24 protein-coding genes are annotated in these 25,588 nt (G+C 70.7%); 12 read left to right on the top strand and 12 right to left on the bottom strand.

All coding sequences use genetic code 11. The annotated features are described in order from the left end of the window. Positions 1-48: 48 nt before the first annotated feature. Both OG299_RS36535 and OG299_RS36530 read left to right on the top strand, forming a co-directional pair. Positions 49-480 (top strand): nuclear transport factor 2 family protein, encoded by a 432-nt coding sequence (locus tag OG299_RS36535; protein WP_327363877.1) that lies wholly within the window; start codon positions 49-51, stop codon positions 478-480. Continuing rightward, positions 477-1,319, top strand: coding sequence for an NmrA family NAD(P)-binding protein (locus OG299_RS36530; RefSeq protein ID WP_327363876.1), 843 nt, complete (start codon positions 477-479; stop codon positions 1,317-1,319). Before OG299_RS36535 ends, OG299_RS36530 begins: the two co-directional genes overlap by 4 nt. Before the next feature lie 18 nt (positions 1,320-1,337). Here OG299_RS36530 and OG299_RS36525 read toward each other — a convergent pair whose 3' ends face one another. After that, positions 1,338-2,135 (bottom strand): hypothetical protein, encoded by a 798-nt coding sequence (locus OG299_RS36525; protein WP_327363875.1) that lies wholly within the window; start codon positions 2,133-2,135, stop codon positions 1,338-1,340. A 130-nt stretch (positions 2,136-2,265) separates the two neighbouring features. Here OG299_RS36525 and OG299_RS36520 point away from each other — a divergent pair, with 130 nt between their 5' ends. Continuing rightward, a complete protein-coding gene (locus OG299_RS36520; RefSeq protein WP_266632710.1) occupies positions 2,266-2,850 on the top strand; it encodes a dihydrofolate reductase family protein in 585 nt (194 codons plus the stop codon). 28 nt (positions 2,851-2,878) lie between these two features. Here OG299_RS36520 and dacB read toward each other — a convergent pair whose 3' ends face one another. Both dacB and OG299_RS36510 read right to left on the bottom strand, forming a co-directional pair. After that, entirely contained in the window at positions 2,879-4,522 is a 1,644-nt protein-coding gene (gene dacB / locus OG299_RS36515; RefSeq protein ID WP_327363874.1) for a D-alanyl-D-alanine carboxypeptidase/D-alanyl-D-alanine endopeptidase, read from the bottom strand. Between the two features lie 149 nt (positions 4,523-4,671). Beyond that, positions 4,672-5,406: an SDR family oxidoreductase gene (locus tag OG299_RS36510; RefSeq protein ID WP_327363873.1), complete on the bottom strand. Its 735-nt coding sequence runs from the start codon at positions 5,404-5,406 to the stop codon at positions 4,672-4,674. 131 nt (positions 5,407-5,537) lie between these two features. Here OG299_RS36510 and OG299_RS36505 point away from each other — a divergent pair, with 131 nt between their 5' ends. Next, entirely contained in the window at positions 5,538-6,128 is a 591-nt protein-coding gene (locus tag OG299_RS36505; protein WP_327363872.1) for a TetR/AcrR family transcriptional regulator, read from the top strand. Positions 6,129-6,452: 324 nt separating this feature from the next. On the opposite strand, the gene OG299_RS36500 is transcribed toward OG299_RS36505, so the two are convergent. Then, the gene (locus OG299_RS36500) at positions 6,453-7,019 is read right to left on the bottom strand and encodes a dihydrofolate reductase family protein (protein ID WP_266632702.1); all 567 of its coding nucleotides are present in this window, start codon (positions 7,017-7,019) and stop codon (positions 6,453-6,455) included. Positions 7,020-7,333: 314 nt separating this feature from the next. On the opposite strand from OG299_RS36500, the gene OG299_RS36495 reads away from it, so the two are divergent. From OG299_RS36495 to OG299_RS36485, 3 genes are all read left to right on the top strand, one after another. Continuing rightward, positions 7,334-7,753, top strand: a complete 420-nt coding sequence (locus tag OG299_RS36495; RefSeq protein WP_266632701.1) for a hypothetical protein — start codon at positions 7,334-7,336, stop codon at positions 7,751-7,753. 524 nt (positions 7,754-8,277) lie between these two features. Continuing rightward, positions 8,278-9,720 carry an MFS transporter gene (locus OG299_RS36490; RefSeq protein ID WP_327363871.1) on the top strand — a complete coding sequence of 481 codons (1,443 nt, stop codon included), beginning with the start codon at positions 8,278-8,280 and terminating at the stop codon, positions 9,718-9,720. 431 nt (positions 9,721-10,151) lie between these two features. Further along, positions 10,152-10,637 carry a lamin tail domain-containing protein gene (locus OG299_RS36485; protein ID WP_266632699.1) on the top strand — a complete coding sequence of 162 codons (486 nt, stop codon included), beginning with the start codon at positions 10,152-10,154 and terminating at the stop codon, positions 10,635-10,637. 208 nt (positions 10,638-10,845) lie between these two features. Here the strand turns inward: OG299_RS36485 and OG299_RS36480 are convergent, their stop codons facing one another. Next, positions 10,846-11,166, bottom strand: coding sequence for a DUF6191 domain-containing protein (locus OG299_RS36480; protein WP_327363870.1), 321 nt, complete (start codon positions 11,164-11,166; stop codon positions 10,846-10,848). Between the two features lie 352 nt (positions 11,167-11,518). Here OG299_RS36480 and OG299_RS36475 point away from each other — a divergent pair, with 352 nt between their 5' ends. Beyond that, positions 11,519-12,091: a hypothetical protein gene (locus OG299_RS36475; protein ID WP_266632697.1), complete on the top strand. Its 573-nt coding sequence runs from the start codon at positions 11,519-11,521 to the stop codon at positions 12,089-12,091. A 127-nt stretch (positions 12,092-12,218) separates the two neighbouring features. On the opposite strand, the gene OG299_RS36470 is transcribed toward OG299_RS36475, so the two are convergent. Next, the gene (locus OG299_RS36470; RefSeq protein ID WP_327363869.1) at positions 12,219-14,087 is read right to left on the bottom strand and encodes a DUF6777 domain-containing protein; all 1,869 of its coding nucleotides are present in this window, start codon (positions 14,085-14,087) and stop codon (positions 12,219-12,221) included. 642 nt (positions 14,088-14,729) lie between these two features. Next, positions 14,730-15,155, bottom strand: a complete 426-nt coding sequence (locus tag OG299_RS36465; RefSeq protein WP_266632693.1) for a hypothetical protein — start codon at positions 15,153-15,155, stop codon at positions 14,730-14,732. A 361-nt stretch (positions 15,156-15,516) separates the two neighbouring features. Between OG299_RS36465 and OG299_RS36460 the strand changes: the two genes are divergently transcribed. Further along, a complete protein-coding gene (locus OG299_RS36460) occupies positions 15,517-15,852 on the top strand; it encodes a hypothetical protein (RefSeq protein WP_327363868.1) in 336 nt (111 codons plus the stop codon). 54 nt (positions 15,853-15,906) lie between these two features. On the opposite strand, the gene OG299_RS36455 is transcribed toward OG299_RS36460, so the two are convergent. Beyond that, positions 15,907-17,016, bottom strand: coding sequence for a sugar ABC transporter substrate-binding protein (locus OG299_RS36455; protein WP_327363867.1), 1,110 nt, complete (start codon positions 17,014-17,016; stop codon positions 15,907-15,909). A 475-nt stretch (positions 17,017-17,491) separates the two neighbouring features. On the opposite strand from OG299_RS36455, the gene OG299_RS36450 reads away from it, so the two are divergent. Beyond that, positions 17,492-17,785 carry a hypothetical protein gene (locus OG299_RS36450; protein ID WP_266632687.1) on the top strand — a complete coding sequence of 98 codons (294 nt, stop codon included), beginning with the start codon at positions 17,492-17,494 and terminating at the stop codon, positions 17,783-17,785. A gap of 117 nt (positions 17,786-17,902) precedes the next feature. Next, positions 17,903-18,511, top strand: coding sequence for a GNAT family N-acetyltransferase (locus tag OG299_RS36445; protein ID WP_327363866.1), 609 nt, complete (start codon positions 17,903-17,905; stop codon positions 18,509-18,511). Between the two features lie 70 nt (positions 18,512-18,581). Here the strand turns inward: OG299_RS36445 and OG299_RS36440 are convergent, their stop codons facing one another. The 4 genes from OG299_RS36440 to cseB form a co-directional block, all read right to left on the bottom strand. Beyond that, positions 18,582-21,146, bottom strand: coding sequence for an ABC transporter permease (locus OG299_RS36440; protein ID WP_327363865.1), 2,565 nt, complete (start codon positions 21,144-21,146; stop codon positions 18,582-18,584). Positions 21,147-21,209: 63 nt separating this feature from the next. Further along, positions 21,210-21,944, bottom strand: a complete 735-nt coding sequence (locus tag OG299_RS36435) for an ABC transporter ATP-binding protein (RefSeq protein WP_266633794.1) — start codon at positions 21,942-21,944, stop codon at positions 21,210-21,212. 202 nt (positions 21,945-22,146) lie between these two features. Continuing rightward, a complete protein-coding gene (locus tag OG299_RS36430; RefSeq protein ID WP_327363864.1) occupies positions 22,147-23,421 on the bottom strand; it encodes a sensor histidine kinase in 1,275 nt (424 codons plus the stop codon). 5 nt (positions 23,422-23,426) lie between these two features. After that, positions 23,427-24,167, bottom strand: a complete 741-nt coding sequence (gene cseB, locus OG299_RS36425; protein WP_327363863.1) for a two-component system response regulator CseB — start codon at positions 24,165-24,167, stop codon at positions 23,427-23,429. Positions 24,168-24,567: 400 nt separating this feature from the next. Between cseB and OG299_RS36420 the strand changes: the two genes are divergently transcribed. Then, complete coding sequence (locus OG299_RS36420; protein WP_327363862.1) at positions 24,568-25,554, top strand: aldo/keto reductase; 987 nt, start codon at positions 24,568-24,570, stop codon at positions 25,552-25,554. The last annotated feature ends 34 nt before the right edge of the window (positions 25,555-25,588 follow it).

Here is a 25,588-nt window from a genome sequence, read left to right as displayed (position 1 = left end):
GGGGAGAAGCGGACCGCTGGTCCGTATCGTACGGGACGGAGAACCCCCATGCCCGCAATCACCTCACCCCCGGCGGATCTGTACCGCCACGGCCTGCGCGTGCTCCTGGACAAGGACATCGCCTCCTGGGTGGGCCTGTGGGCCGAGCACGGCTCCATGGAGTTCCCCTTCGCTCCCCCGGGCTGGCCCGGGCAGCTGGAGGGGCGGGAGGCCATCGCCGCCTACATGCGCGACTACCCCGACCACATCGACCTGCACGACTTCCCCGAGCTGCGGATCCACGAGACCACCGACCCGGGGACCATCGTGGTCGAGATGCGCGGCGTGGGCCGTGTGGTCGCCACCGGAAGCCCCTTCGACATGACGTACATCGCCGTCGTGACAGTGCAGGACGGGCGGTTCACGTCCTACCGCGACTACTGGAACCCGCTCGCCGTCCAGGAACCCGGCATCGGTTTCGCCTCGGGCGGCGTCCGATGACCACCACACCCGCCACCCTGGTCATCGGCGCCACCGGCACCACCGGCGGCCGCACCGCCGCACGACTGGTCGCCGCCGGTCGGCGCGTCAAGGCCGCGAGCCGTCGCGGCACCCCGCTCGCGGGCGCCGAGCCGGTCCGCTTCGACTGGTACGACCCCGCCGGCTTCGGCGATGCCCTGCGTGACACCGACCGCGTCTACCTCGTCCCGCCCGTCGGAGACCCGGACCCTGCCGCGGTCATGCTGCCCTTCCTCGAACGTGCCCGGGCCGCCGGCGTACGCCGCGCCGTACTGCTCAGCTCCTCGGCCATCACCGAGGGCGGCCCTGCGGTGGGACAGGTACACCGGGCCCTGCCCGGCCTGTTCGACGAATGGGCGGTCCTGCGGCCCTCCTGGTTCATGCAGAACTTCACGGGCACGCACGCCCACGCCGACAGCATCCGGAGCGACGGCGCCATCCGGACCGCGGCGGGCCCGGGCCGGGTCGGCTTCGTCGATGCCGACGACATCGCCGCCGTCGCCGTACGGGCCCTCACCGACGACCGCGCCCCCAACGCCGACCTGGTCCTCACCGGGCCGGAGGCACTCAGCCACGACGACATCGCCGCGCTGCTCACGGACGTCACCGGCCGTGCGGTGGTCCACCGCCACCTGACCCACGACGCCCTGCGCGACCGGCTGGCCGAGGTCATACCCGTGGAGTTCGCCGCGATGCTGGCCGGGATGGACCGGGCCATCGCCGAGGGAGCCGAGGACCGCACCACCGACACCGTCCAGCGCCTCACCGGCCGCCCGCCCAACGGTTTCCGGGCCGTTGCCGAACGGGAGCTGTCCGCATGACGCACCCTGCGGTCGGGGTCAGTTGCGGGCCGTCAGGGCCTTCGTGAGCAGGCTGCCGCCCACGATCAGGGCCACGCCCAGCCACCACACGTTGTCGTCGAAGATCAGGACGGCGATCCCGATGGGCACGAGCAGCCCGGCCAGCGGCAGGAACATCCCGGCCAGGTGCGGCGGCTCCGGCCCTGGCCGGCCCGCCGCGCGCAGCGCCCGGGCGCGGGCGACGTCCGGGTACCAGGCGGTGAAACGCAGCGCCGCCACGATGGCCAGGATCTGGATGATCCATCCGGTCCAGATGTTGTTCGGATTGTGCAGCACGAGGTCGCCGTACGCGCCCGCCGCGGCGGCGACCAGGAACGCCAACCCCCACACGCCGGTGATGTAGTAGTTGGTCCGCAGGAACGTGGGCGTGTGCCAGTACTCCGGATCGACCTGCTCCCGGGCGTACTGGAGGGTGAACGGAACGCGCACCGCCATGGACCCGAAGGCGATCAGGACGAGGGCGATGTTGGAGACCTCACCGGCGTACGTCTCCAGCCAGCGGCGGGTGCCGTCGCTCGCGAGGGCGCCGATGACGGCCATGACGGCGAAGAAGACGAGGTCGGCGATCTCCAGCAGCTTCCAGGTGCTGCCCTTGTTGATGATCCGCCCGGCCGCCACCAGCACGATCGTCGCCGCCAGGGCGAGCACGACGGCGATCTCGAACCTGCCGGGACCGACCAGGAGCGAGAAGATGATCCACGGCGCCATGCCGACGACGGGATTCTCGAGGAATCCGGCGACGACACCGCGGGCCGTGGCGGGCGCCTCGGTCTTCACCCCTCCAGCGTGCGCGTGGGCGGCCGATCGGGCCATTCGAGCGATCCGAGCGATGAGTTTCGCGGTTCCGGTCCGTCTACCCCAGGAGAGCGCCAACCGAACCGCCGCTCGACAATCCAGGGAGACCCCCATGCGCAAGATCACCGCCGGCCTGTTCATCTCCCTCGACGGCGTCGTCGCCGAGCCCCAGACCTGGCACTTCCCGTACTACAACGACCAGATGGGCGCCGCTGTCATGGGCGACATCCAGTCCAGCGACACCTTCCTGTTCGGCCGCACGACGTACGAAGCCTTCGCCGAGGCATGGCCCGAGCGCGAGCGCGCCGGCGGCGAGGATGCGGGGCTGGCCAAGGACTTCGGCGACACGCGCAAGGTCGTCGTCTCGAGCCACGCCCTCGAATTCACGTGGCGCAACTCCGAGCAGCTCGAAGGAGACTTCCTCGACGGCGTGAAGGCGCTGAAGGCCGAGGACAGCGACAGGCCCATCGCCGTCACCGGCTCCGTCTCCCTCGTCCGCCAACTCCTGGCCGCCGGCCTGCTCGACGAGCTGCGGCTGCTGGTGCACCCGATCGTCCTCGGCGAGGGCCTGCGGCTGTTCGCGGAAGGCGAGGGCCCGTACCCGCTGGAGCTGCTCAAGTCCGAAACCTTCACGACCGGCGTGATGCACCTGCTCTACGCACCGGCCGACGCCCCGCAGCCCCCGGCAGCCGACTGACTCCGAGCGGCCACGGCCGCGGCCCCGGTCAGGGCGACTCCTGGAGGTAGGCGGCGATCAGAGCGAGGTCGTTGGCGATGGCCAGGACACCCGCGGGGTCGGCCGTCGGCGTGGACGCGCCGTTGACGCCCGCGTAGAAGGTGTCGAACCGGCCGCCGCCCTTGTCGAGGTAGCCGGCGATGGTGATGGCGCCGACGGCGAGCCGGTCGTTGAGGGAGTCCCCTCCGACGGCCGCGCCGGTCTTCCCGAACACCTTCCCGCGCGCCGGACAGCTGCGGCAGTTCTCGGCCAGCAGACCGTCGACGCCGAGGATCGGCAGGGCCTCCCGGAAGCGCTGCGCGTCCGGTGTGCGCTGCCAGTACGCCAGCATCTGTACGAGTGCCTGCGGCGTGGCCCGGTCGGCGGGGTTGCCGCCGCGGCCGTCCATGAGTTCCGCCTGCTTGCGGTCGACGCCCGCCCGGTCCAGGAACGCGGCGAGCACCGGGAAGCCTTCCTCGCACTGGTTGCTGCCGTCCGTGACGGCCATCAGGCAGATCCCGAGGTTCGCGCCCAGGTTGTGGCTGACCTTGAGGATCAGCTTGGCGTACTGGTCGTACGGCGGTGAGGTGTACGCGGCCACCCGAGGGCGGCCGTCGTAGTCGTGGGGCAGCCGTGCGAGCGGGTTGGGGGCGGTCGCGCCGGCGGAGACTTCCACCCCGGCCCGCGCGAGCGCCTCGATCAGCGCGGTACGGCCGAACACGGCCGGGTCCGTGATGGGCGAGGTCCGCAGCAGCGGCTCGGAGTCCGCCGCGATCGTGCCGGACAGGCTGATCCGGGTGCCGCCGCCGGTGGTCGTCACCGTGATGTTCGTCGGCTCCCCGGCCGCGACGGTCTTCACCGTGGAGGTGACCTGGTACGGCGCGACCTTCGGCCGCCAGTCCAGCCGGGCGTCGGCGCCCGCCCGGTCGCCGGGCTTGGTCAGCAGGTCGATCAGGTTGTCGTTGATGATCAGGGGGGTCGGGGTGGGGTCCAGGACCGGGTCGGGGGCGAAGAGCCGACTGTCGACGATCACGTCGCCGTCGACGCGGGTGATGCCCGAGTCGCGGACCTGCCGGGCGAGCTGGTCGATCCCGGCGAGGGGGTTCTCCGGGGTGAGGGTCGCGCCGGGGAAGTCGTTGGCGTAGGTGTGGTCGAGATCGGTGTAGGCGACCGTGCCGTCGGGGCGCGTCCTGCCGCCCATGGTGAGATCGCCCTGGGCGACGAGATCGAGGTCCCCGGTCAGCGTGGCCCCGGTCCGCTCCCCGACCGCGTAGACGGGGGTCACGAAGCGGTGGTCCGTGCCGACGGTGCGCCATGTGCCGGAGACGGCGAACAGTTTCGCCGTGGAGCCGGGGATGAAGAACTGCCCGGGGAACAGGCTGTGCAGCACCCGCCCGTCGGCCGGTTCGGTCTGCAGGAGTCCCCACTGGGCATGGCGGTACTCCGGTTTGCGCATGATCTCCGTGATGCGCGGGTCGAGCCGGCCCGGATCTCCCACGCCGGAGGGCCACGGCGACGGGGACGGGGGTGGTGCCGGGGAGGGTGACGGGGCCGCGCGGGCACTTGTACCCGAGGCGAGGGCCAGGAACAACAGGGCGGCGAAGCCGGCGGCCGCCCGGCGCCGCAGCGCCCTGACACGGATCGGATTTCCCACAGCGCGCTCCGTTCGTCGCGGCTGTCATCTGCCCCCGGGGGATGTGAACAGGGTGGCACGGCACGATTCGGCACGCATGTCACCCCGGTTCAGCTGCCGCCCGCAGACGCCGGCGAGGGACGGCGGTGCGTGCTGCAGATGGACATCCCTTAGTTCTGGGCTGTGGGGCGGACGACGATGTCGCCCACGTCGACACCGGCCGGCTGTTCGATGGCGAAGGCGATGGCGCGGGCGACTGCTTCCGGCGGGATCGCCATCCTGTCCATGCGGTCGCGGACCTGGGCCTGCATCTCCGGCGCCATGGAGTCCGCGAACTCCGTACGCGTGACCCCTGGCGAGACGACGGTGACGCGCACGCTGTCCCCGGCCTCCTGCCGCAGACCCTCGGAAATGGTGCGGACGGCGTTCTTGGTGCCGGCGTACACCGCCTGGAGCGGCACGATGCGCAGTCCGGCCGTGGAGACGGTGTTGACGAAGTGCCCGAAGCCCTGTTCCCGGAAGACCGGCAGCGCCGCGGCGATCCCGTACAGGACGCCCTTGAGGTTGACGTCGATCATCTCCTCCCAGTCCTCGACGCGAAGGTCGTCGAGCGGGGAAATCAGGCCGATCCCGGCGTTGCTGACCAGGACGTCGAGCTTGCCGTAGCGGTCGCGCGCCAGCCCGACCAGGCCGGCCAGGTCCTCGCGGCGCTTGACGTCCGTGCGCATGTGGACGGCCTGGCCGCCGGCCTGCTCGATACGGGCGGCCAGCGCCTGGAGGCGTTCAGGGCGGCGCGCCCCGAGCACCACTTTCGCGCCGCGTTCGGCGAGGAGCAGCGCGGTCGCCTCGCCGATCCCGCTGCTGGCGCCCGTGATCGCGATGACCTTGCCTTCGATTCCCGGCATGACCGGTCCTTCCGGAGGAGGGGTGAGGGCGGCGTCTGACCTAGAGTGGAAGTGGAGGCGCCGCCGGTTATCAGGAACGATAAATGGAGGCGCCTCCACTTAGCAACCGGCGGCGAGGGAGCAGACAGGCGATGGCACCGGATACGGGACGCCCACTGAGGGCCGACGCGCAGCGCAACCGGGACAAGATCCTGGCTGCCGCGGTGCGCGTGTTCACCGACGAGGGGCTGGATGCCCACTACGAACGCATCGCCAAAGAGGCGGGGGTGGGAACCGGAACCCTCTACCGCAACTTCCCGACCCGGGAGACCTTGATCGAGGCGGCCTACCGCAACGAAGTGGCGCGGCTGTGCGAGGCGGTTCCCTGCCTCCTGGCGACCCTCCCGCCACCGGACGCCCTGCGCGCATGGATGGGCCGGTTCATCGACTACGCCACGGCCAAACTCGGCATGGCCGACGCGCTACGAGCCGTCGTCGCCTCGGGAAGCGACCCCTACGGCCGCAGCCGCGAGATGATCCAGACCGCGATCACGACCCTCATGGAAGCCGGTACCGACGTCGGCGCGCTGCGGTCCGACATCCGCCCGACCGACGTGTTCGCCATCCTGGCCGGCATCGCCCTCACCTCGGCCCGGCCCGAGCAGCGCGACCAGGCCGAGCGCCTCCTCGACCTCACCCTCGACGGGCTGAAGACGATGCAGCCGCGGCTCCCCGCAGGCTGACGGCGCACGCAGCACAACCAGGCTGCGCCGCCGCGACGCCCGCGCCCGGCCCGCCCCGTAGAGGCGGTCCCCGGCCGCCGCCCGTTCTACCGGCTGAGCAGGGCCGACGCCTCTCGACGCGCCTCGGCAGCCCTGCGCGCACAGGTCGTACGCGGACACCTCGCACCGCTGTGCCGCCAAGGTGTCCTGTCCCGCCTCATGCGGTCTTGCCGCCAGGCGACGCCCTGACCTGCGAAGAGGCAATGTCGAGTGAGATGCCGCAGTCCCGCCGTCCCACTTGTCGTATACGGCATCACCCTGAGACCAGCGCGTGGGTGCTGCTGGTCAGCGCCTCGTCTCGTACCTGGTCAGGACCACGCCGCCGGGAAACGTCCGCGTCTCCACCAGGTTCAGGTTCACCCAGCTGTCCAGCCCGGCGAAGAACGGCGTGCCGCTGCCCACCAGGACCGGATGGGCGGCGATCGCGTACTCGTCGATCAGCCCGGCGCGCATGGCCGCCCCGGCGAGCGTCGCGCCGCCGATGCTCATGGGGCCGCCGTCCTCGGCCTTGAGCCGGGTGATCTCGGCGATCGCGTCGCCGGTGACCAGGCGGGTGTTCCAGTCGACCTTGTCGATCGTCGAGGAGAACACCACCTTCGGCGTGTCCCGCCAGTTCCGCGCGAACTCGATCTCCGCCGGGGTGGCGCCCGGCTGCTGGTCGCCGGTCGGCCAGTAGGAGCTCATCGTCTCCCACAGCTTGCGCCCATACAGCGACAGGCCACTCGCCTGCTCGTGGTCGAGCCACCACTGGAACAGCTCGTCGCTCGGCGGTCCGCTCCAGCCGATGTCGTCGCCGGCCGCGGCGATGTAGCCGTCCAGGGTCAGGTTCATGCCGTAGATCAGTTTCCGCATGGCCCAGCCTTCCGTCCGTGGGTGTCCGGCGAGACGGGACATGTGCGTTCATGCCGGTCGGCTCCCGCCATCCGTAAGGCGATCCATCGCACGCCGCCTTGCGGAACGGTATCCGCGCGGTCGGGCTTTTATCAAGATCGGCACCCGGCGTCAAGCCACGTATTCGAGTGGCGTGACGCACACGCCCCCACACGGTTTATTGGAAGTACGCCCCCACCGGGAAACCCCGGAAAACAAAAGGCCAACCAAAACCCCCGGCCAAACCCACGGGCGACACACCAAAACCCTTATCCGTTGCCGAATGGAGCATTGCCATGTTCGAGCGTTTCCCGACCCGCCGCATCGTCCTCGCCGGAGCCTCCCTCGCCCTCCTCGGCGGCGGCATCGCCCTCCCCGCCACCGCCATGGCCGCACCCACCACCGCCCCGCAGACCATCACCCTCCCCCAGGACAGCGCAGACGGCATCGGCACCGGCGGCGACGCCAACGCCGAAAACACCACCGTCGGCGGAACCGCCACCGGCGGCAACGCCAGCACCGGAGTCGGCAGCTGCAAGGGCAAGTGCGTCATCACCACCGGCAACGCCACCGGCGGCAACGCCAGCGCCGACGCCGTCAACACCGGCGACGCCACCGCCGTAGGCGGCGACGGCACCGGAACCGGCGGCAAGGTCAACAAGCAGAACATCAAGGCCCAGGTCAAGAAGGACCTCAAGGCCAAGCTCGGCAAGTGACCACCCCACACCACACCACCCCCCACAGCCCCACAGCCCCACACAGCAGACGCCGGAGAGGCCCACCGCCCCTCCGGCATCCGCACGCCGTGCGGATGTTTCCCGGCCCGTCCCACCGCGTCCCGTCGAGGGCCCGGCTCAGCCGGAACGAAGCCGTCGGAGTACGTACTCCGACGGCCAACAGAGGACTCGGACAACCCCGTTGGTGACGACGAAGTACGCCGGGCTCACCCAACCGTCCTCCTTGCTCACGAGCCCCGGACCGCCCTCGCGCCAGTAGCGCCGCAACATACGGCGGCGCAGCGCCGCGCCGGCCGCACGTCGCGTCAACCAGCTGCGCTCGGATGCGAGTTGGTCACGGGCCGGACGCCTACCGGGCCGGTCGGCGCGAGCGCCGGGCCCGCGGGATCCGAGCGAAGCCGCCTGGGTGGCGTCGGCGCGGCCGTCCCCGCAGGGTGCCCGGTGCCACGGGTGGGCGCATGCTGGTTGGGGTGGGGTGGTGGGGCTCCCGACGGGACGTGTCGATGAGCGTGGGCAAGGCGGAAACCGTGTCGCCCGACCGCCGGCTGTTCTCCGGCCGCGATCGCGCCGTCATCGCGGCCGCCTCGATGTCCATGCTCCTGGTCCAGATGGACTGGTTCGCCCTCAACCTGATGCTCCCGGTGATCGCCCGGGAATTCTCCACGCCGACCACGAATCTGCAGTGGCTGGTCAGCGGCTACATGCTGACCCTGGGCGCGCTGATGATCACGGGCGGGAGGGCCGCCGACGTCCACGGGCGACGCACGGTCATCGTGTGGGGCCTGGTCGGCTTCGCCGTGGTGTCCGTCGTGTGCAGCGCCGCGCAGAACGAGGCCTGGCTCGTCGTGGCGCGGGTGGTGCAGGGTGCCACGGCCGCGTTGATCTTCCCCGTGGCCGTGGCGGTCGTCAGCGCCCACTTCCACGACGCCCGGCAGGGCCGAGCGGTGGGCACGGTGCTGGCCTTCAGCGCGATCGGCGTCGCCCTCGGTCCCTTCGTGGGCGGCGTATTCGCCGAGCACGTCAGCTGGCGGGCGGTGTTCCTGCTGAACGTGCCGGTCTGCGCCGTCGCGGCCTTCCTGATGCTGCGGTTCGTCACCGACACCCGCGACGAAGAGGCCGGCAACGGCCTGGACCTGCCCGGAGCCGTCACCGTGGCGGGCGGTCTCACCGCGGTCATGATCGCGGTCGACCAGGGTGGCCACTGGGGCTGGGCCTCGGCGGCGACGCTGGCCTGCCTCGCCGCCGGAGCGCTGCTGCTGGTCGCCTTCGTGGTGATCGAACGCCGGACCGCCGAACCGCTGCTGGACCTGTCCCTGCTGCGCAACGTGCCGTTCGTGACGGTCACCCTGGCCGGTTGCGTGTCCAACATCGGGTACTGCCTCGTGGCGGTCCTTTCCGCGCTCTACCTCCAGCAGGTCCGCGGCCTCTCCCCGCTGGACGCGGGGCTGGTCTTCCTCGCACTGTCCGTCGGCGCCGGGGCCGCCAGCTACTGGTCCGGCCACCTCGCCCAGCGATGGCGGCCGGAAGCGCTGATGGCCGGCGGGCTCCTGCTGAGCGGAGCCAGCCTTCTGGCGCTGACCTGGGCGGGCCCGCTCGCCCTCTACACGGCCGTATTCGCGGTCGTGGGCATCGGGCTCGGACTCGGCTGGGCGCTGACGAACGTGGCCACCCAGTCGTACGTTCCCTCGAGCCGCCTCGCCGCGGCCTCCGGACTGGTGCTGACCTCTCTCGTCCTGATGGGCGCGGTGGCCGTGGCGGTGGCGGCGACCGTACTGGAGGTTCTGAGCGGCTCGGAGCAGCAGGCGGCTTCCGACGGATCGGCCATCGAAAGCGTGCTGAGGTTCGCGGCGCTGCTGTCGCTCGCGGGCGCGGCCTCCCTGCTCCCGCTGATCCGCGCGCCGCGGAAACCCGGCCCGGCGCCGAGGGGCAACCTGCCCTCGCTCTGACGCCCCGCAGACGAGCGGTGCGGCGGGGTGCCGCCACTGCGCCGCGCCCACATTAGAACACCAGAACCGTGCACGCGAGCAGGTGCGAAGAAACGGTAGAGGCGGCTGTTACACGACCCTGAACCCATTCGGCGCAGGGCCGAAGCGCGCCCCGGGGAAAGGGCGTTCACCAGCGAAGGCCTCCGTCCCCAAGCCTCCCACGGCCCCTTGCCCAAGCTCCCGCAATCCGCGTGAACGCATCCATGACACTTGTCCGCTACAAGCAAGAGTCACTGGTATATCCGCATTGGGCAACACGCGCAGAATGAGTGGCTTTTGGTGGTGCTTCGGGGCCAGAGTGTGGCTCCTCGGCAGGACGCCGGGAACTGTTCGGAGCCCACCCGCCTCGTACGAGCCGGGAGGGGCCGCTGTCTGTTGAAGGGGTCATCTCCATGTCTGCTTCTCTCGCCACCCGCCGCGTCGTCGCGACGTTCCTGGCCACCGGCGCCCTGGTCGGTGCCGCTGCCCTCCCGGCCGCCGCCGCCGACGACCACGGGCGTGACCACCGGGCCTCGCACTCCTCGATCGTCATCGGTGACGTCCAGTACGACAGCCCCGGCCGCAACGACCGCTCCGCCCGCGCCCTGAACGGGGAGTGGGTCGAGGTGAAGAACACCGGCCGTCACAGCGTCAACCTGCGCGGCTTCACCCTCTCCGACCGGCAGGGCAACCGCTACCGCTTCAACGACTTCCGCCTGGACGGCCGTTCCAGCGTCAAGGTCCACACGGGCAAGGGTCGCGACACCCGCCACGACGTCTACCAGGACCGCCGCGACCAGGTGTGGGACGAGCGCGACAGCGCCACGCTCCGCGACAACCGCGGCAACGTCGTCGACAGCGATTCCTGGAACGGCCGCCGCCACCACCGCAACGGCTGACGCGGACCTGCTGCCCCTGACGGGCTGACCGGGCCGGCAGCCACGCCGAAGGGACGGTGAGCTGCCGGCCCACCGCAGGCGGCGTGTCACGGCGATCCAGCCGCGACACGCCGCCTGCGCGTGCAGCCGTGGGCCCGGCGTCGTTGCCAACCCCGCACGAGCCCGTGGGTGTACGAGGCGAATCGTCGCGGTGGACGCCGACAGCCTCCTACCGGTCGGCTTGCGGCATCCGTACGACCGCAATCCCCGTCTCCAGATCCACCGTTGTCCGATGCGGCGGTGCGCCGTCCTCCTCGTCGTCCCGCAGCACCAGCGCCGACTGCCGCTCCTTGAGCTCGTTCTGCTTCCCGGGCGAGAAGCTCGCGTGGAGCTGCTCGAACCCGGTCGCCGATATCTGGCCCTGCCGGACGCTGTTCCGCCACGGCAGCACTCCGGCCCGCCCGGCGCGGAGCAGCACCTGGTCTGCGAAGGCCAGGGCGGTCAGCAGGAGGACCAGGCCGGGCAAGGTGGCGAAGAGGGCGAATTCCATGCCCCCAGTATCCGGACCGGGCGGCGACGCCGACAGGCCGGAACGCCTGCTCCGCGGGTTCGGCCACCGGTCCACCGGCAGCGGCGCGCGACGGCATCGGCATACCGGTCATCCTCATCGCGGGCTCCTTGCCCCCGGTCGCCATGTCAGGACGGGCGGGGCACGATGGGAGGGACGGACTCCTTCCGGGGCCGATCGGTACGCACGTGTGGAACGCAGCATGTCCCTCCACCGCGACGACGTCGTGGTCCGAGTCCGCAGGTCCGCCGCACACCATGCCGGTCCTCACGCGCGTTCGCACTCACAGCCCCGCGGTCCCTGTCACCCCCTCCCCCACAGGTGAGGAACGACGATGAACCAGCGAACTCGTATCACTCTGTTCACCCCCCTCATGGCCGGTTCGCTCGCCCTCGGCCCTGCCGTCGCGGCGTGGGGAGCGGCCCCGCAGGCCGCGCCTGCTGCAGCGTGCTTCGTCGAAACCACGGCGGATGCGACCAAGGTGACGATCAGCGGCGACGGATTCAAGAAGGGCAAGGTGTTCCTCGACCAGACCGACGGCGCAGGTGGCGGCAGCGCCACGGTGCAGAGCGACGGCACGTTCAAGTCCGGCGAGGTGTCGGCCGGCAAGTGGAGGGCGTTCCAGACTTCACGCGGTCCCAGGGCCAACTGCCAGGGCGGCCAGGCTGCACAGGACACCGTCAACCAGCGTCTCATCGACTCGGAACAGACCCGCGGCACCAAGGAAGGCTGGGCCCAGGGGAAGAAGCTGGCCCAGTCCGGCGCCTGTGACTCGGAGCCGCAGCCCCAGACGCCGAACCTGCAGAGGCTGGCTCCCGACGCAGCGGGCAAGAAGGCTGCGCAGGAGGCGTACACGAACGCCTACAACACCGCCTTCAGGACGGCGGTCGACAGATTCTGTCCGTGACCGGCTGTCGTGTCGAACAGGTGAGGGCCTTCGCGGGTTCGGTGTGGATTGCGACATCACCACTACCGACCGGCGGAAGGCCCTCACGTGCACCGCTGTTCAGTTCTGACCACCGAGGGCCCCCGGTTCATCCGGACTGCCCCTCGTTGCCCTGCTCGTTGCTGCCCTGCTGGTTTCCCTGCTCGTTGTTGCCCTGCTGGTTGCCGGAGTTCTGGCCCGACTCCTTCTCGGGGTTCTGACCTGTCCCCTTCTCGGAGTTCTGGCCTGTCCCCTTCTCGGAGTTCTGGCCTGTCCCCTTCTCGGAGTTCTGGCCTGTCCCGTTCTCAGGGTTCTGGTCCGTCCCCTTCTCGGGAACCTTGTCCGTACCCTTCTCCGGGACCTGGTTCGTCCCCTTCTCAGGGTTCTGGCCCGTGCCCTTCTCGGGAACCTTGTCCGTACCCTTCTCCGGGACCTGGTCCGTCCCCTTCTCAGGGTTCTGGCCCGTGCCCTTCTCGGGAACCTTGTCCGTACCCTTCTCGGGGACCTTGTCCGTGCCCTTCTCAGGGTTCTGGTCCGTCCCCTTCTCGGGGACCTTGTCCGTGCCCTTCTCAGGGTTCTGGCCCGTCCCCTTCTCGGGAACCTTGTCCGTGCCCTTCTCAGGGTTCTGGCCCGTCCCCTTCTCCGTCCCCTTCTCGGGAACCTTGTCCGTCCCCTTCTCCGGAACCTTGTCCGTCCCCTTCTCAGGGTTCTGGCCCGTGCCCTTCTCGGGAACCTTGTCCGTACCCTTCTCCGGAACCTTGTCCGTCCCCTTCTCAGGGTTCTGGCCCGTGCCCTTCTCCGGAACCTTGTCCGTCCCCTTCTCGGGAACCTTGTCCGTACCCTTCTCAGGGACCTGGTCCGTCCCCTTCTCGGGAACCTTGTCCGTACCCTTCTCGGGGACCTTGTCCGTGCCCTTCTCAGGGTTCTGGTCCGTCCCCTTCTCGGGGACCTTGTCCGTGCCCTTCTCAGGGTTCTGGCCCGTCCCCTTCTCGGGAACCTTGTCCGTGCCCCTCTCAGGGTTCTGGCCCGTCCCCTTCTCCGGGACCTTGTCCGTGCCCCTCTCAGGGTTCTGGCCCGTCCCCTTCTCCGGGACCTTGTCCGTGCCCCTCTCAGGGACCTTGTCCGTCCCCTTCTCCGGGACCTTGTCCGTGCCCCTCTCAGGGACCTTGTCCGTCCCCTTCTCGGGGAGCCTCTGCACTGGTCCCGAATCGGTCGGGGGCAGCACCGGGTACGCCGCGTCGGGGGTTTGGCCCTTCGGGGGCGGGACCTCGTGGTCGTGCTTGCCCTGTACGTCGCCGCTCGACCGCTCGTACCAGCCCTTGCGGTCGTGATCGAACATCATGACCGTCTTCACCGGCTTTTCGGCGGGCTTGACCGCAACGAGGTCGGAGGACTGGAACGACGACCACTCCTTGCCGCTGTACGTCTGCTTTCCCTTGACGGCGACGGGCGGGGCCAGGGGGTTGCCGCAGGCGCAGCGGACGCGAGGTACGCCGCGGTTGTCGACCAGGACGGGCGTACCGGCCTGCAGGACCGCCTGATAGCTGGTGGGTGCGGCGTTCTTGTACCCGTGGTTGGTGACCCGGGTATCCCAGCCGAGCCGGACGGGAGTCAGCGAGCGCAGATACGAAGGGATCTCGGGCTGCTGGATGCTCAGGGGGGCGGCGAAGGCCTTCGCCTTGTCCTTGTGCTGCCCGAGGAACTGGATCTGCTTCTCGACGTCGCAGCTCGCGAGGTTCCGCGTGCCCCCGTAGAGCCCCGGGTACGCACCGTTGACCTCGAGGGTGCGCGCACCCGCCGTGCCGTCATTCGACCGTGCAACAGCTACGGGTACGACTCCGGTGTCCGCGGATTCCGCCGACGTCGAGGGGGTGAACGGGTCGGGGCCGGCCGCCGAGGCGGCCTGCAGGAAGACCTCTCCGCCGACCGCCTTGTTTCCGCCGATCACAGTGAAGCCGAGGACCACCGCCGTTGCCATGGCCACGGCGGTGCCGGCACTCACCAGGGTTCTGCGCGACCGCCACCCGTGAGTCGCCCCCCCGCGGCGCCGGCCGGGCCCACCCGGCTCGCCACTGACGGTCGGCGGCCCAGGGGGTCCAGGAGGCCCAGGAGGCGGTGGGGGCCCCGGCGGCGGAGCCTGCTCTTCTGTCGGCCGACCGGACAGCGGACCGGACGGGGGACCGGTGGGGCGCTCGGACGAAGGAGGTAGGGAACTCACGACGCACTCCCCCCGACGTGGGACATCGGGAAAACAATGGTGATTCGCATGTGCTCGCTCCTCATCGCCAGTATGACCTCCGAGGCCTGGAGGCGTGAATATTGGAAATTTCGCTCCCGCGAAAAAAGGTGAAGAGGCGGCCGGACGGGCCCGTCTCTTCCGCATGTTGACGCGGGTGGGGCCAGCCGGTGCGCTGAGCCCATGCCTTGAGTAAGCCCTCGTTTTCGGATCGCGTCACGTTCCGAGTTCTCGTGACTTGACGAATGGCGACAGCGGGACGGCGGGCCGACAGGTGCTCTGCGGGCGTGCGGCAGCGCCGCCCGACGCAGCAGTAGCCGGAGAGGCTGTGCGCCTCTCCGGCTACTGCTGTGTGGGGTGGTTCCCCGTATGGGCTGCCAGATCTCACTGACCGAGCTTCTGCTTCAGGTTCTCCTTGACCTGCAGCTTGATGTTCTGCTTGTTCACCTGGCCGCCCTTGCCCGTGCCGTCGCCGCCCACGGCGGTCGCATCGCCCGTGTTGATGGCATCGGCGCTGGCGTCACCACCGCGTGCATTACCGGTGGTGATCACACACTTGCCCTTGCAGTTGCCGACGCCGGTGGAGGCATCGCCACCCTTGGCAGTACCGCCGACGGTGGTGTTCTCGGCGTTGGCGTCGCCGCCGGTACCGATGCCGTCGGCGCTGTCGTCCTGGACGAGGTTGACGGCGTGCTGCGGGGCGGCGACGGGTGCGGCCATGGCGGTCGCCGGCAGGGCGATGCCACCACCGACCAGTGCGACGGAAGCTCCGGCCAGGAAGATGCGACGGGTCCAAAAACGCTCAGACATGATGTTCTCCATTCGGTGTCAAAAGGGTTTGCATTCCGCCCCGCAGAAAAGACCGGGAATCATGTTCCGGCCTCTTGTTCTCCGGGAGTTCCCCGGTGAGGGCGTACTCCAAATAAACCCTGCAGGGGTGCGTGCGTCACGACACTCGAATACGTGGCTTGACCCCTGGAACCGATCTTGGTAGAAGCCGGCGCCGGCCGGTGCGGCCCGCCCCGGCCCGAGGCTGTCCGTGCCGCACGGGGCAGCATTGAACGCGTTCAAAGACTCTGGCAGTATTGCCTGCGGGAACCCTCCGGAGCAGGGGATGCGCAGCCGCCTGCCCGCGTGCACGGTTGCCCTGAGATCCGGAGGTCAGCGCAACGTGATCATCGCCCTCTTCATCTTCCTGCTGCTGGGTCTGATCGTCGCCGTCACACCGGGCGCGGCCCTCGGGTACGCATTCGTCGCGGTGAGCGGCAGGCTCTCACGCGGGGCCAGGGTCGCCTGGCTGCTGGTCCTGGCGGCAGCGTCGTCCTTGGCGTGGCTCGACCTGGCGGCGGGCGCCGACATCTGGCGGCCCGCCCTCGTGGTGGTGTCGTTCACCGCGACACTCGCCTCGGGAATGACCTTCCTCGCACGCGAAGCAAGCAGGCGGCGCGCACCCCGGTATCCCGCGCCGGCGTGGCCCGCTTGGACTCCACCGACCGACTCGAGGTGAGCGCCGTACCCGCGCGGGGTCCGGGGTCTGCGCGCTGGGCAGCCCCCGGACCTGCTACTTCAGGCCGATCTCTTCACACGCGGCCCTGAACTTGTCGGTGCAGATCTCATCGATCGTGTAGACGCCGTCGTCGACCACGGTGGACTTCACGTTGCTCCTGGTCAGCGCGACGCCCGGGACGAGGACGGAGGGCACCGCCTTGGTGGTCGGGCTGTTGACGATCTGGTTGATGATTCCGTCGATCTTCTCGCCCTTGGCGAGGGCAACGGCCATCTCCGCGGCGGCAGCAGCCTCCGGCGCGTACCGCTTGTAGACCGTCATGTACTGCTCGCCCGCGACGATCCGCTGCACACCGGCGAGTTCGGCGTCCTGGCCGGTGACCGGGGGCAGGTTGGAGATTCCGGCCGCCTTGAGGGCGGCGATGATGCCGCCGGCCATTCCGTCGTTGGCGGAGTAGACGCCGACGATCTTTCCCTTGCCGAGCGCCGACACCGCGGCCGCCATGTTCGCGTTGGCGTTCTCCGGCTTCCAGTCGACGGTGTCGTACTCCTTGCCGACGGTCACCTTGCCGTCGAGGACGGAGTGCGCACCGGACTTGAAGAGCTTGGCGTTCGGGTCGGTGACCGAGCCGTTCATCATGACGATGTGGCCGTCCTTGGCCTTGTCGCCCAGCGCATCGAGCAGTGCCTTGCCCTGGACCTTGCCGACGTCTTCGTTGTCGAAGGACGTGTAGGCGTCGATCGGGCCTTCCGCCAGGCGGTCGTAGGCGATGACCGGAATGCCGGCGTCCTTGGCCTTCTTGACCGAGCCGGCGATGGCCTTGGCGTTCACCGCGTCGATGACGAGGACGTGCACCTTGTCGGCAATCATCGCTTCGACCTGCGAGTTCTGGGCGGCCGCGTCCTGCTTGGCGTTGGCATAAACCACTTTGCCCTTGCCTCGCGTGAATTTGGCGACTTCCTTCTCGATGAGCGGCTTGTCGAACTTCTCGTAGCGCGCCGTCTGATCCTCGGGAAGCAGCAGGCCGACCTTGACCGCGTCACCCGCGGCGGAGGCCCCGGGTCTCGCGTCGGCGTCCTCATCCGTACTGCCGCATGCAGTGAGCGAGACGGTGATCGCGGAAGCAGCGACTGCCACGGCGGCTCGACCCAGATACGTGTTCACGATGTAAACCTCCCTGACGAGGCCCTGTACTTGCGGCCGAGGTAGAGGCAGTCAACTCGGCGCCGACACCACCGTCAAGAAGTGAACTATTAACGAGATGGCAACGTTGCCATCACGCTCCGCATCCTCGCAATCCAGGTATTAGCAGGCCTTTTCAGCACGATTGACTCCCCGATAGCAGTTCAACTTTTGAAGAGACTGCCCGGACGCCGACCACGCGCCGGCGCTTGAGCACCGGAGTCGGCCGTGTAGAGGCCGTGTGAAAATCCGGCCCCGGGCCCCGCCGATCGGTGACGCCGCATGCCGGAGCGGAACCGAACGTGACACCGTGGAAACGTCTTGCAGTCGGCCATCACAGCTCGGAGGGAATCCCGTGATGTACGCACGCCAGAACAGGGTCCGATCGTTCACACCCGCACGCCGCCGATGGGCGACGGTCGCAGCGGCCCTGGCCGCAGCCTGTGCTTCGGCCCTGGTGACCGCAGCACCGGCGAGCGCCGAGGTCAAGTCCACGTGCGGGACCTACATCTGCGTGGCCACCGCCTATCAGGGGCGCGACTACGTCCAGGACATCACCGTCACCACCAGGGACGGACTGCCGGGGACGCTGCGCGCCTTCGTGGGCGACTACCGGGGGAGCAAGGCCGGGGTGTCGCGGGCCCGGTTCGTCATCAACCGAGAGTTCAGGGCGTATCCGCGGCTGGCCGTCTGCGGTGGGCTGGACCGCAGTGGCAGGGTGATCGAGAACCACTGCGTGATGATCCCCTGACCGCTCCCGGCGCCGGCGGGTCCGCTCCCCGCCGTCCCGGTCGTTCTCTGCCCGGGCCCCGGCCGAAGCCGGGGCCCGCTCGGCCCGTCGAAGATCATCGGGTGCAGAATGGCCGGTATGTCGATAACAAACACCCCCAAGACGGCATCGATCGACGACGCTTCACCGATCGGCCGCACCCTGGCCCGCGCCTTCGACGACGACCCGATGATGCGCTGGTTCTTCCCCGACGACGCCACGCGCGAGGCGGGGCTGGGCCGCTACTTCAGCACGATCTTCACCCGGCAGTACGGCCGGCACGGCGTATGCGAACGCACCGGGGCGGCGGCAGCCTTCTGGGTGCCGCCGGGCGCGCAGGACAAGGCCGTTCCCGACGCGGAGACCATCCGGGAGCTCGAGGAGATCCTGGGCGACCGGGCTCCGCTGTTCCGCGAAGGCGTGGCGGCGGCCGCCGGGCACGGACCGCAGGAGCCGCACTGGTACCTGGCCGTGGTCGGCGCAGACCCGGCCGCGCAGGGTCAGGGACACGGAGCCGCCCTCCTGCGCTCGGGCCTCGCCAAGGCCGACGCGGCCGGCCTGCCGACGTACCTGGAGTCCTCCAAGCCGTCCAACCTCCCGGTCTACGAGCACTTCGGCTTCACGGTGCTCGGCCAGTTCCGGCTCCCGGGCGGCGGACCGACCCTGTGGTCGATGCGCCGCGAGGCCCGCCGCCCGGCCGACGCCTGAGGCTTCCCGGCGGCCCGCGAGGAGCCGCAGCCTGCCGAGCGGCGGGCTGCGGCTCTCGCCACGTGCTGCGTCACATTTCCCCGACGGCCTCCAGCGGGCTGAGGGCGGCCGCCCGGCGGGCCGGGACGGCGGCCGCGATCGCGCCGATCGTGAGGGACAGCAGGCACACGAGGAGCAGCGTCCCCCAGGGCAGGGCCAGGGAGTACTGCGCCATCGCGCCGTTGGCCAGAGCGCCGACCGTCCAGGCTCCGAACAGCCCGCCCGCCAGGCCCGGGAGTGTGCCGAAGGCGGCGACGGTCACCGACTCCAGGCGGATCATCCGCCGGATGCCGCTGCGGTCCATGCCGATGGCGCGCAGCACGCCGATCTCGCGGGTGCGTTCCGAGACCGACATGGCCAGGGTGTTGACGATGCCGAGTGCGGAGATCACGGCGCCGATGGCGAGCAGCCCGTACATCAGGGTCAGCAGGTTGCCCAGGGAGCCGGCCGCCTCCTCGACGAGTTCCTTCCGGTCCTTCACCTGCACCAGCGGGCTGTTGCCCACGGCGGTGCGCAGCCGGTCCTCGGTGGCGGCGGAGACCGCGCCGCTGCCGGTGCGGACGAGGATCCGCTGGATGGTGCCGGGCATGAAGCTGTGCTGCTGCACCTCGGTACGGTCGCCGAGTACCTCCCCGGCGGTGGGGTTGTCCTCGTAGACGCCGACGACGGTGTACTGCTCGAGCTCCTGGCTGCGGCCGATGCGGGCGTCGAGCCGGCTGCCGGTGCTCAGGTGCTGTTCGCGGGCGGTGGTGCCGGAGACGGCGATCCGGCCCGGTCCGAGGTCCTTCAGCGAGCCGCTCAGGAAGTCGAGCTTCATGACGGCGTTCACGGCGCGGGGGTCGACGCCGGCGATCCCCTGGACACCGCCGCCCACGGTGAACACGACGGAGTCCGCGACGGCGGCCGCCGTCTTCACCCCGGGGGTGTCGGCCACCCGCTTCTCGGCGGCCGGTTCGATGGAGGTCATCGTCGTACGGCTGCTGATCACGTAGTCGGCGCCGAGGCCGGCCGCGGCCTGCCGGTCGAGGGCCTGCCCGCTGGAGTTGCCGATGACGGCGAGCCCGGCGACCAGCGCCGTACTGATCATCAGGGCGGATGCGGTGGCAGCCGTGCGCCGCGGGTCACGCAGCGCGTTCTCGCGGGCGAGGTGGCCGGTGATCCCGAAGCGGCCGGTCAGTCGTCCGCTCAGCCGGATCACGGGGGCGGCGAGGAGCGGCGCCAGCACGATCATGGCCACGACGACGAGGGCGCAGCCGGACATCGCGTTCTGCAGGTTCTCCACGGAGGCGTCCTTCGCCCCCATGAGCGACACCAGCAGCCCGGCGCCGACGGCGAGCAGGACCAGCCCCACCGCACCGCGGACCCGGGATGCGGTGGCGGTGGGCGGCTGCTCCGCCGAGCGCAGCGCCTCGATGGGCGCGACCCTCGCCGCCTTGCGGGACGGCAGCCACGCGGCGAGCACCGTGACGCCCACGCCCACACCGAGCGCCGCAGCGACGGGGAGCGGACCGATCACCAGGGGGCCGCGGGGCAGGGTGTCCTGCGAGGTGCTCAGGATGTCGGGCAGTACGGAGGCGATGCCGAGGCCGAGCAGGAAGCCCGCCGCCGACGCGGCGAGGCCGACCAGGACGGCCTCCCAGAGGATGGAGCGGACCACCTGGCGGCGTGAGGAGCCGATCGCCCGCAGCAGCGCGATCTCCCGGGTACGCCGGGAGACGAGCATGGTGAAGGTGTTGACGATGAGGAACGAGCCGATGAACAGCGAGACCCCGGCGAAGATCATCGGCATCTTCTGGTAGCCCCGGGTCAGCGTGTCGAGGTACGTGGCCTGCTGGGTGGCCTGGGCTGCGCCGCTGACGGCCTCGGCCCGGTCGGCCGGGAGCGCGGCGGTGACCCGATCGAAGAGCGTGGACCGGTCGGTGCCGGGCGTCGCGGACAGGTCGATCGAGGTGTACCGGCCCGCGGACGCGAACAGCTGCTGGGCGGTCGCCTTGTCGAACAGGGCGAGGGTGCCGCCCGCGGTCACCCGCGTGTCCTGGGTGGTGACGATGCCCACGAGCCGCTTCTTCATGACCGGGCCGTCGGTGGCCAGCGTGACCGTGTCGCCGACGGCGAACCCGCCTGCGGCGGCGGTGCCGCTGTCCACGGCGAGCTCGTCGGCGCTGCGGGGGGCGTGGCCCTTGACCAGCGGATGGCGGCTGTCCTTGCCGTCCGTGCCCGGCACATAGGCGCCGGCCAGGTTCGCCCACGCCTTCCCGGCGCGCAGCGGAGCGCCGTCCGCGCCGTTCAGGGTTGCAGAGCCGTCGGCTGCGGGCCGCGCGACGGCGACACCGGGTACATCGGCCAGTTTCCGTACGAGCGCGTCGCCGAGGGCTCCGGGCTCGTCGTCCGCGGCCCCGGGCGGGGAGTCCTTCGGGGTCACGGTGACGGCGATGTCCGCGAAGTTCTTCGACGCGGCGGCGCGGTAGGCGGCGGCGGAGGACTCCGCGAAGACGAGGGTGCCGCAGACGAACGCGACACCCAGGCAGACCGCGAGGACGGTCATGACCAGACGGGCCTTGTACGCCAGGACGTTGCGCAGGGCTGTTCTCAGCATGGGCGGCTTTCGGGGACGTGGGGGTACGGGAGTGTGTGACGCGGGTGCCGGGGTGAGGCCGGGTCAGCTGGTGCGGGAGCGGGCGTCGAACGCCTTCATCCGGTCCAGGACCCGGTCCGGGGTGGGGTGGGCCATCTCGTCTTCCAGACGGCCGTCGGAGAGGAACACCACGCGGTCGGCGTAGCCGGCGGCGACGGGGTCGTGGGTGACCATGACCACGGTCTGGCCGAGCTCGCGCACCGAGTCGCGCAGGAAGCCGAGGACCTCGGCCCCGGCGCGGGAGTCGAGGTTGCCGGTGGGCTCGTCGCCGAAGATGATCGCGGGGCGGGAGACCAGGGCCCGGGCCACGGCGACGCGCTGCTGCTGCCCGCCGGACAGCTGTCCGGGCCGGTGGCCGAGGCGCTGGGAGAGGCCGACCATGGAGACCACGCGCTCCAGCCACTGCCGGTCGGGGCGGCGTCCGGCGATGGTCAGCGGCAGCGTGATGTTCTCCAGCGCGGTCAACGTCGGCAGCAGGTTGAACGCCTGGAAGATGAAGCCGACCCGGTCGCGGCGCAGCTCGGTGAGTTGCCGGTCGTTCAGCGTGCTCAGTTCGGTGGTGCCGATGCGGACGGAGCCGGAGCTGACCGGGTCCAGCCCGGCGGCGCAGTGCATCAGGGTGGACTTGCCGCAGCCTGAGGGGCCCATGATCGCGGTGAACTCGCCCTCCCGGAAGGCGATGCTGACCTGGTCCAGGGCGACGACACGGGTGTCGCCACTGCCGTAGACCTTCGACAGGTCTCTGGTGGCGGCCGCGATTCCGGCGGTCGTCGGATACGGCGCGAGGGCGTCGAACGGTGCGGCGGTCACGGGGGACTCCTCTTCGGGTGCCAAGGGGTGCACTTCGAAGGGTGTCCGGGGCGTGTATCGACGCGGGGGCGGCCGGGTATCGGCGACCGCGTCGCTTCGTATCGGTTCTGTAGGGGCGGAGTGGGGTGGGCGCGGGCGCCGGGCCGGGTGGTCAGGCCGGCAGGCGCAAGGTGGCGACGGCGCCGCCGTCCGGGGCGTTGGCCAGGCGCAGCTCGGCGCCGAGGACCCGGGCCTGGCCCAGGGCGATGGTCAGGCCCAGGCCGTGGCCCGAGCCGCGCTCCGCCGCGCCCGTGTGGAAACGGCGCGGCCCGTCGCGCAGCAGGTCCGCGGGGAAGCCCGGGCCGTGGTCGCGTACGACGACCGTACGGCCCTCGGCGGTTGCCCCGACGGTGACTTCGACCGGTGTCGCGCCGTGCCGGTGGGCGTTGACGACGAGGTTGCCGACGATCCGTTCGAGGCGGCGCGGGTCGGTCTCCACCGCCTCGGCGGACTCTCCGCCCGCCGCATCGGCGACGATGACCTCCGCATCGAATCCGGTCCGGGCCACGGCCTCGCGGACGACCGCGCCGAGCGGCACGCGGGCACGGACCGGCTGCTCCGCGCCCGCGTCCAGCCGGGAGATCTCCAGCAGGTCCTCCACCAGGCCGCGCAGGTCCCGTACACGGCCCCGGAGCAGGTCCTCGGTCTCACCGGGCGGCAGCAGGTCCGTGGCCACCAGCAGGCCGCCGACCGGGGTGCGCAGCTCGTGGGCCACGTCCGCGGTGAACTGGCGCTCGGCACGCAGCCGTCGGCCGAGGCTGTCGGCCATGTGGTCGACGGTGGCGGCGATGTCGGCCACCTCGTCGCCGCCCTTGATCGGACCGGTACGGGCATCGAGGTCCCCGGCGGAGATCCGGACCGCCGTCTCGGAGACCCGCCGCAGCCGGCGGCCGAGCAGCCCGGCCCCGTAGACCGTGAGGGGTACGGCCGCCGCGAGCGAGACCAGGGAGGCCACCGCCATGCTCAGGTCGAGTCGGCGCAGCCCGTAGAGGTCCGAGTTCATGTTGAACCGGACGGCCAGCACCGGGCTGCCCGGGCCGCCGACCCGCTGGGCGCCCCAGACACTCGGCCCCAGATTGCCGTTGACGTGGCCGTCGTAGGCCGTACGCCGGTTGCCGTCGGCAGGGTGGCGCAGTACGTCGGGCAGGCCGGCGGGATCGAGTTCGGCACCGTCCGCCAGGGTTCCCGTACGCCGGTAGGTGTCCATGGCCGAGTAGACGGTGTTGAACGCATCCCGTTCGGCCCGGCTTCGGATGTCGCCCGCGGTCCACAGATGGACCAGCACGCCCACCGCCGCCGCGACCAGGCAGGCGGTGGCCGCGGCCAGTGCGGCGATCTTCCGGCGCAGGGATGCGCGGGCCGGCCGCAGCCGGCGGAACGGGCGCACCGCGCTCAGCGCCTGAGCTTGTAGCCGAAGCCGCGGACCGTCTCGATCCGGTCCCGGCCCAGTTTCCTGCGCAGCCGCTGCACGCACAGGTCGACGACCCGGCTGTCGCCGTCCCAGCCGTACTCCCAGACGTTGCGCAGCAGGGTGTGCCGCTCGAGCACGACGCCCGGGTGGGCGGCGAACTCCAGCAGCAGCTTCAGTTCGGTCGGGGTGAGCGCCACCGGGCTTCCGGAGACGAACACTTCCAGGCCGCCGGTGTCGATGGCCAGGTCGCCGAAGACCAGTCGGTCTCCGGCGGCCGACGGTGCCTCCTCGCCCGCAGGGTGCCCGGATCCGGCAGCAGGCGCGTACGTCGCCCGGCGCAGCAGCGAGCGGATGCGTGCCACGAGTACGTAGGTGTCCACGGGCTTGACCACGTAGTCGTCCGCCCCGGCCTCCAGGCCGGCGACGACGTCGAGCCCGTCGCCGCGAGCGGACATCATCAAGATCGGCACCAGGCTGGTTTCCCGGACCCTGCGGCACAGGCCGATCCCGTCGAGACCCGGCAGCATCACGTCCAGGATCAGCAGGTCGAAGCTGTCGTCGCGGAAGAGCTCCAGCCCCGAGAGCCCGTCGGCCGCCGCCTCCACCTCGTAGCCGTAGCGCTCGAGGGCGACGGCGAAGGACCGGCGCATCAGCTCGTCGTCCTCCACCAGCAACACGCGAACGGGGCGCGGAGAGGCGGGAGCCGGGGTGGGCGAGGACACGGGGACGACTCCTGTTCGGGCGGGCCGGGTGAAGCATCGGTCCCGTGTGCGGTGACGCACGGCCGGCGACCTGAAAGGAACAATACGGCAGGCACCGGCGCGGCCACCGCGTCGCACGCCGGACGCGCAGCGGCCTCCCGGGAGCCTCCTCCGTCCGAGAACATGCAGGTCAGATGGGATGGTGGGGACCGGGCAGACGGCGACTCCAGGGCCGTCGGGAGCTCTGTTGCCCCGTCATCCTCAGGGCCTGCGCGCCATTTCGACGGGCAACCAAGCGCTGTCTGATACGCCCCGGATACAAAGCCCCGGCAGCGCGGCGCCCGGGGCCGTTGGTTGACATGGAGTGCACTCCAACACCTAGCGTCCTGGGCAGATGATTCCGACACCAGGAGGCAGCAACATGACCGATGTACCCACCCGGCACCTGGGCAACCTGGCGGTCTCTGCGCAAGGCCTGGGGTGCATGGGCATGAGCCACGGCTACGGCGCCTCGGACGACACCCAGTCGATCGCGACCCTGCACCATGCCCTCGACCTCGGGGTGACCTTCCTGGACACCGCCGACTTCTACGGCGCCGGGCACAACGAGGAACTGATCGGACGGGCCGTCGCCGGACGCCGCGACGAGGTCGTGCTGGCCACCAAGTTCGGCTTCGCCAACCGGCTCGGCGAGCCGACCCTGGTCCGCGGCGACGCCGCGTACGTACGCCAGGCGTGCGAGGCGTCGCTGCGCCGGCTCGGGGTCGACCACATCGACCTCTACTACCAGCACCGGGTCGATCCGCAGGTGCCGATCGAGGAGACCGTCGGCGCCATGGCCGAGCTGGTGCAGGCCGGCAAGGTCCGTCACCTCGGGCTGTCCGAGGCCGGCGCGGGCACGATCCGTCGGGCGCACGCGGTGCACCCGATCACCGCGCTGCAGAGCGAGTGGTCGCTGTGGACCCGCGACCTGGAGGCGGAGATCGCCCCGGTCTGCCGCGAGCTCGGCATCGGCCTGGTCCCCTTCTCGCCGCTCGGGCGCGGCTTTCTGACCGGCCGGTACAGCTCGGTCGAGGCTCTGGCCGAGAACGACGTACGGCGCACCCAGCCGCGGTTCGCCGACGGCAACCTCGACCGGAACCTGGCGATCGTCGCGAAGCTGAACGAGCTGGCCGCGGCGAAGGGAGTCACCGCCGGCCAGCTCGCCCTGGCCTGGGTGCAGCACCGGGGGGACGACGTGGTGCCGATCCCCGGCACGCGGCGGCAGCGGTACCTGGAGGAGAACCTCGCGGCCCTGGCCGTCGAGCTGTCCCCCGAGGACCTCGCGGCCATCGAGGCCGCAGCCCCGCCCTCGGAGATCGCGGGCACCCGCTACGACGCGACCAGCCTCACCTTCGTCAACAGCTGAGCCCGCCGCGGCAGCGGGTCTTCGCACCCGGCTC

The organism is Streptomyces sp. NBC_01296 (assembly GCF_035984415.1).
Lineage (GTDB): Bacteria > Actinomycetota > Actinomycetes > Streptomycetales > Streptomycetaceae > Streptomyces.
Note: the sequence above shows the minus strand (reverse complement) of the source record. Positions and strands in the feature narration are given on the sequence as shown.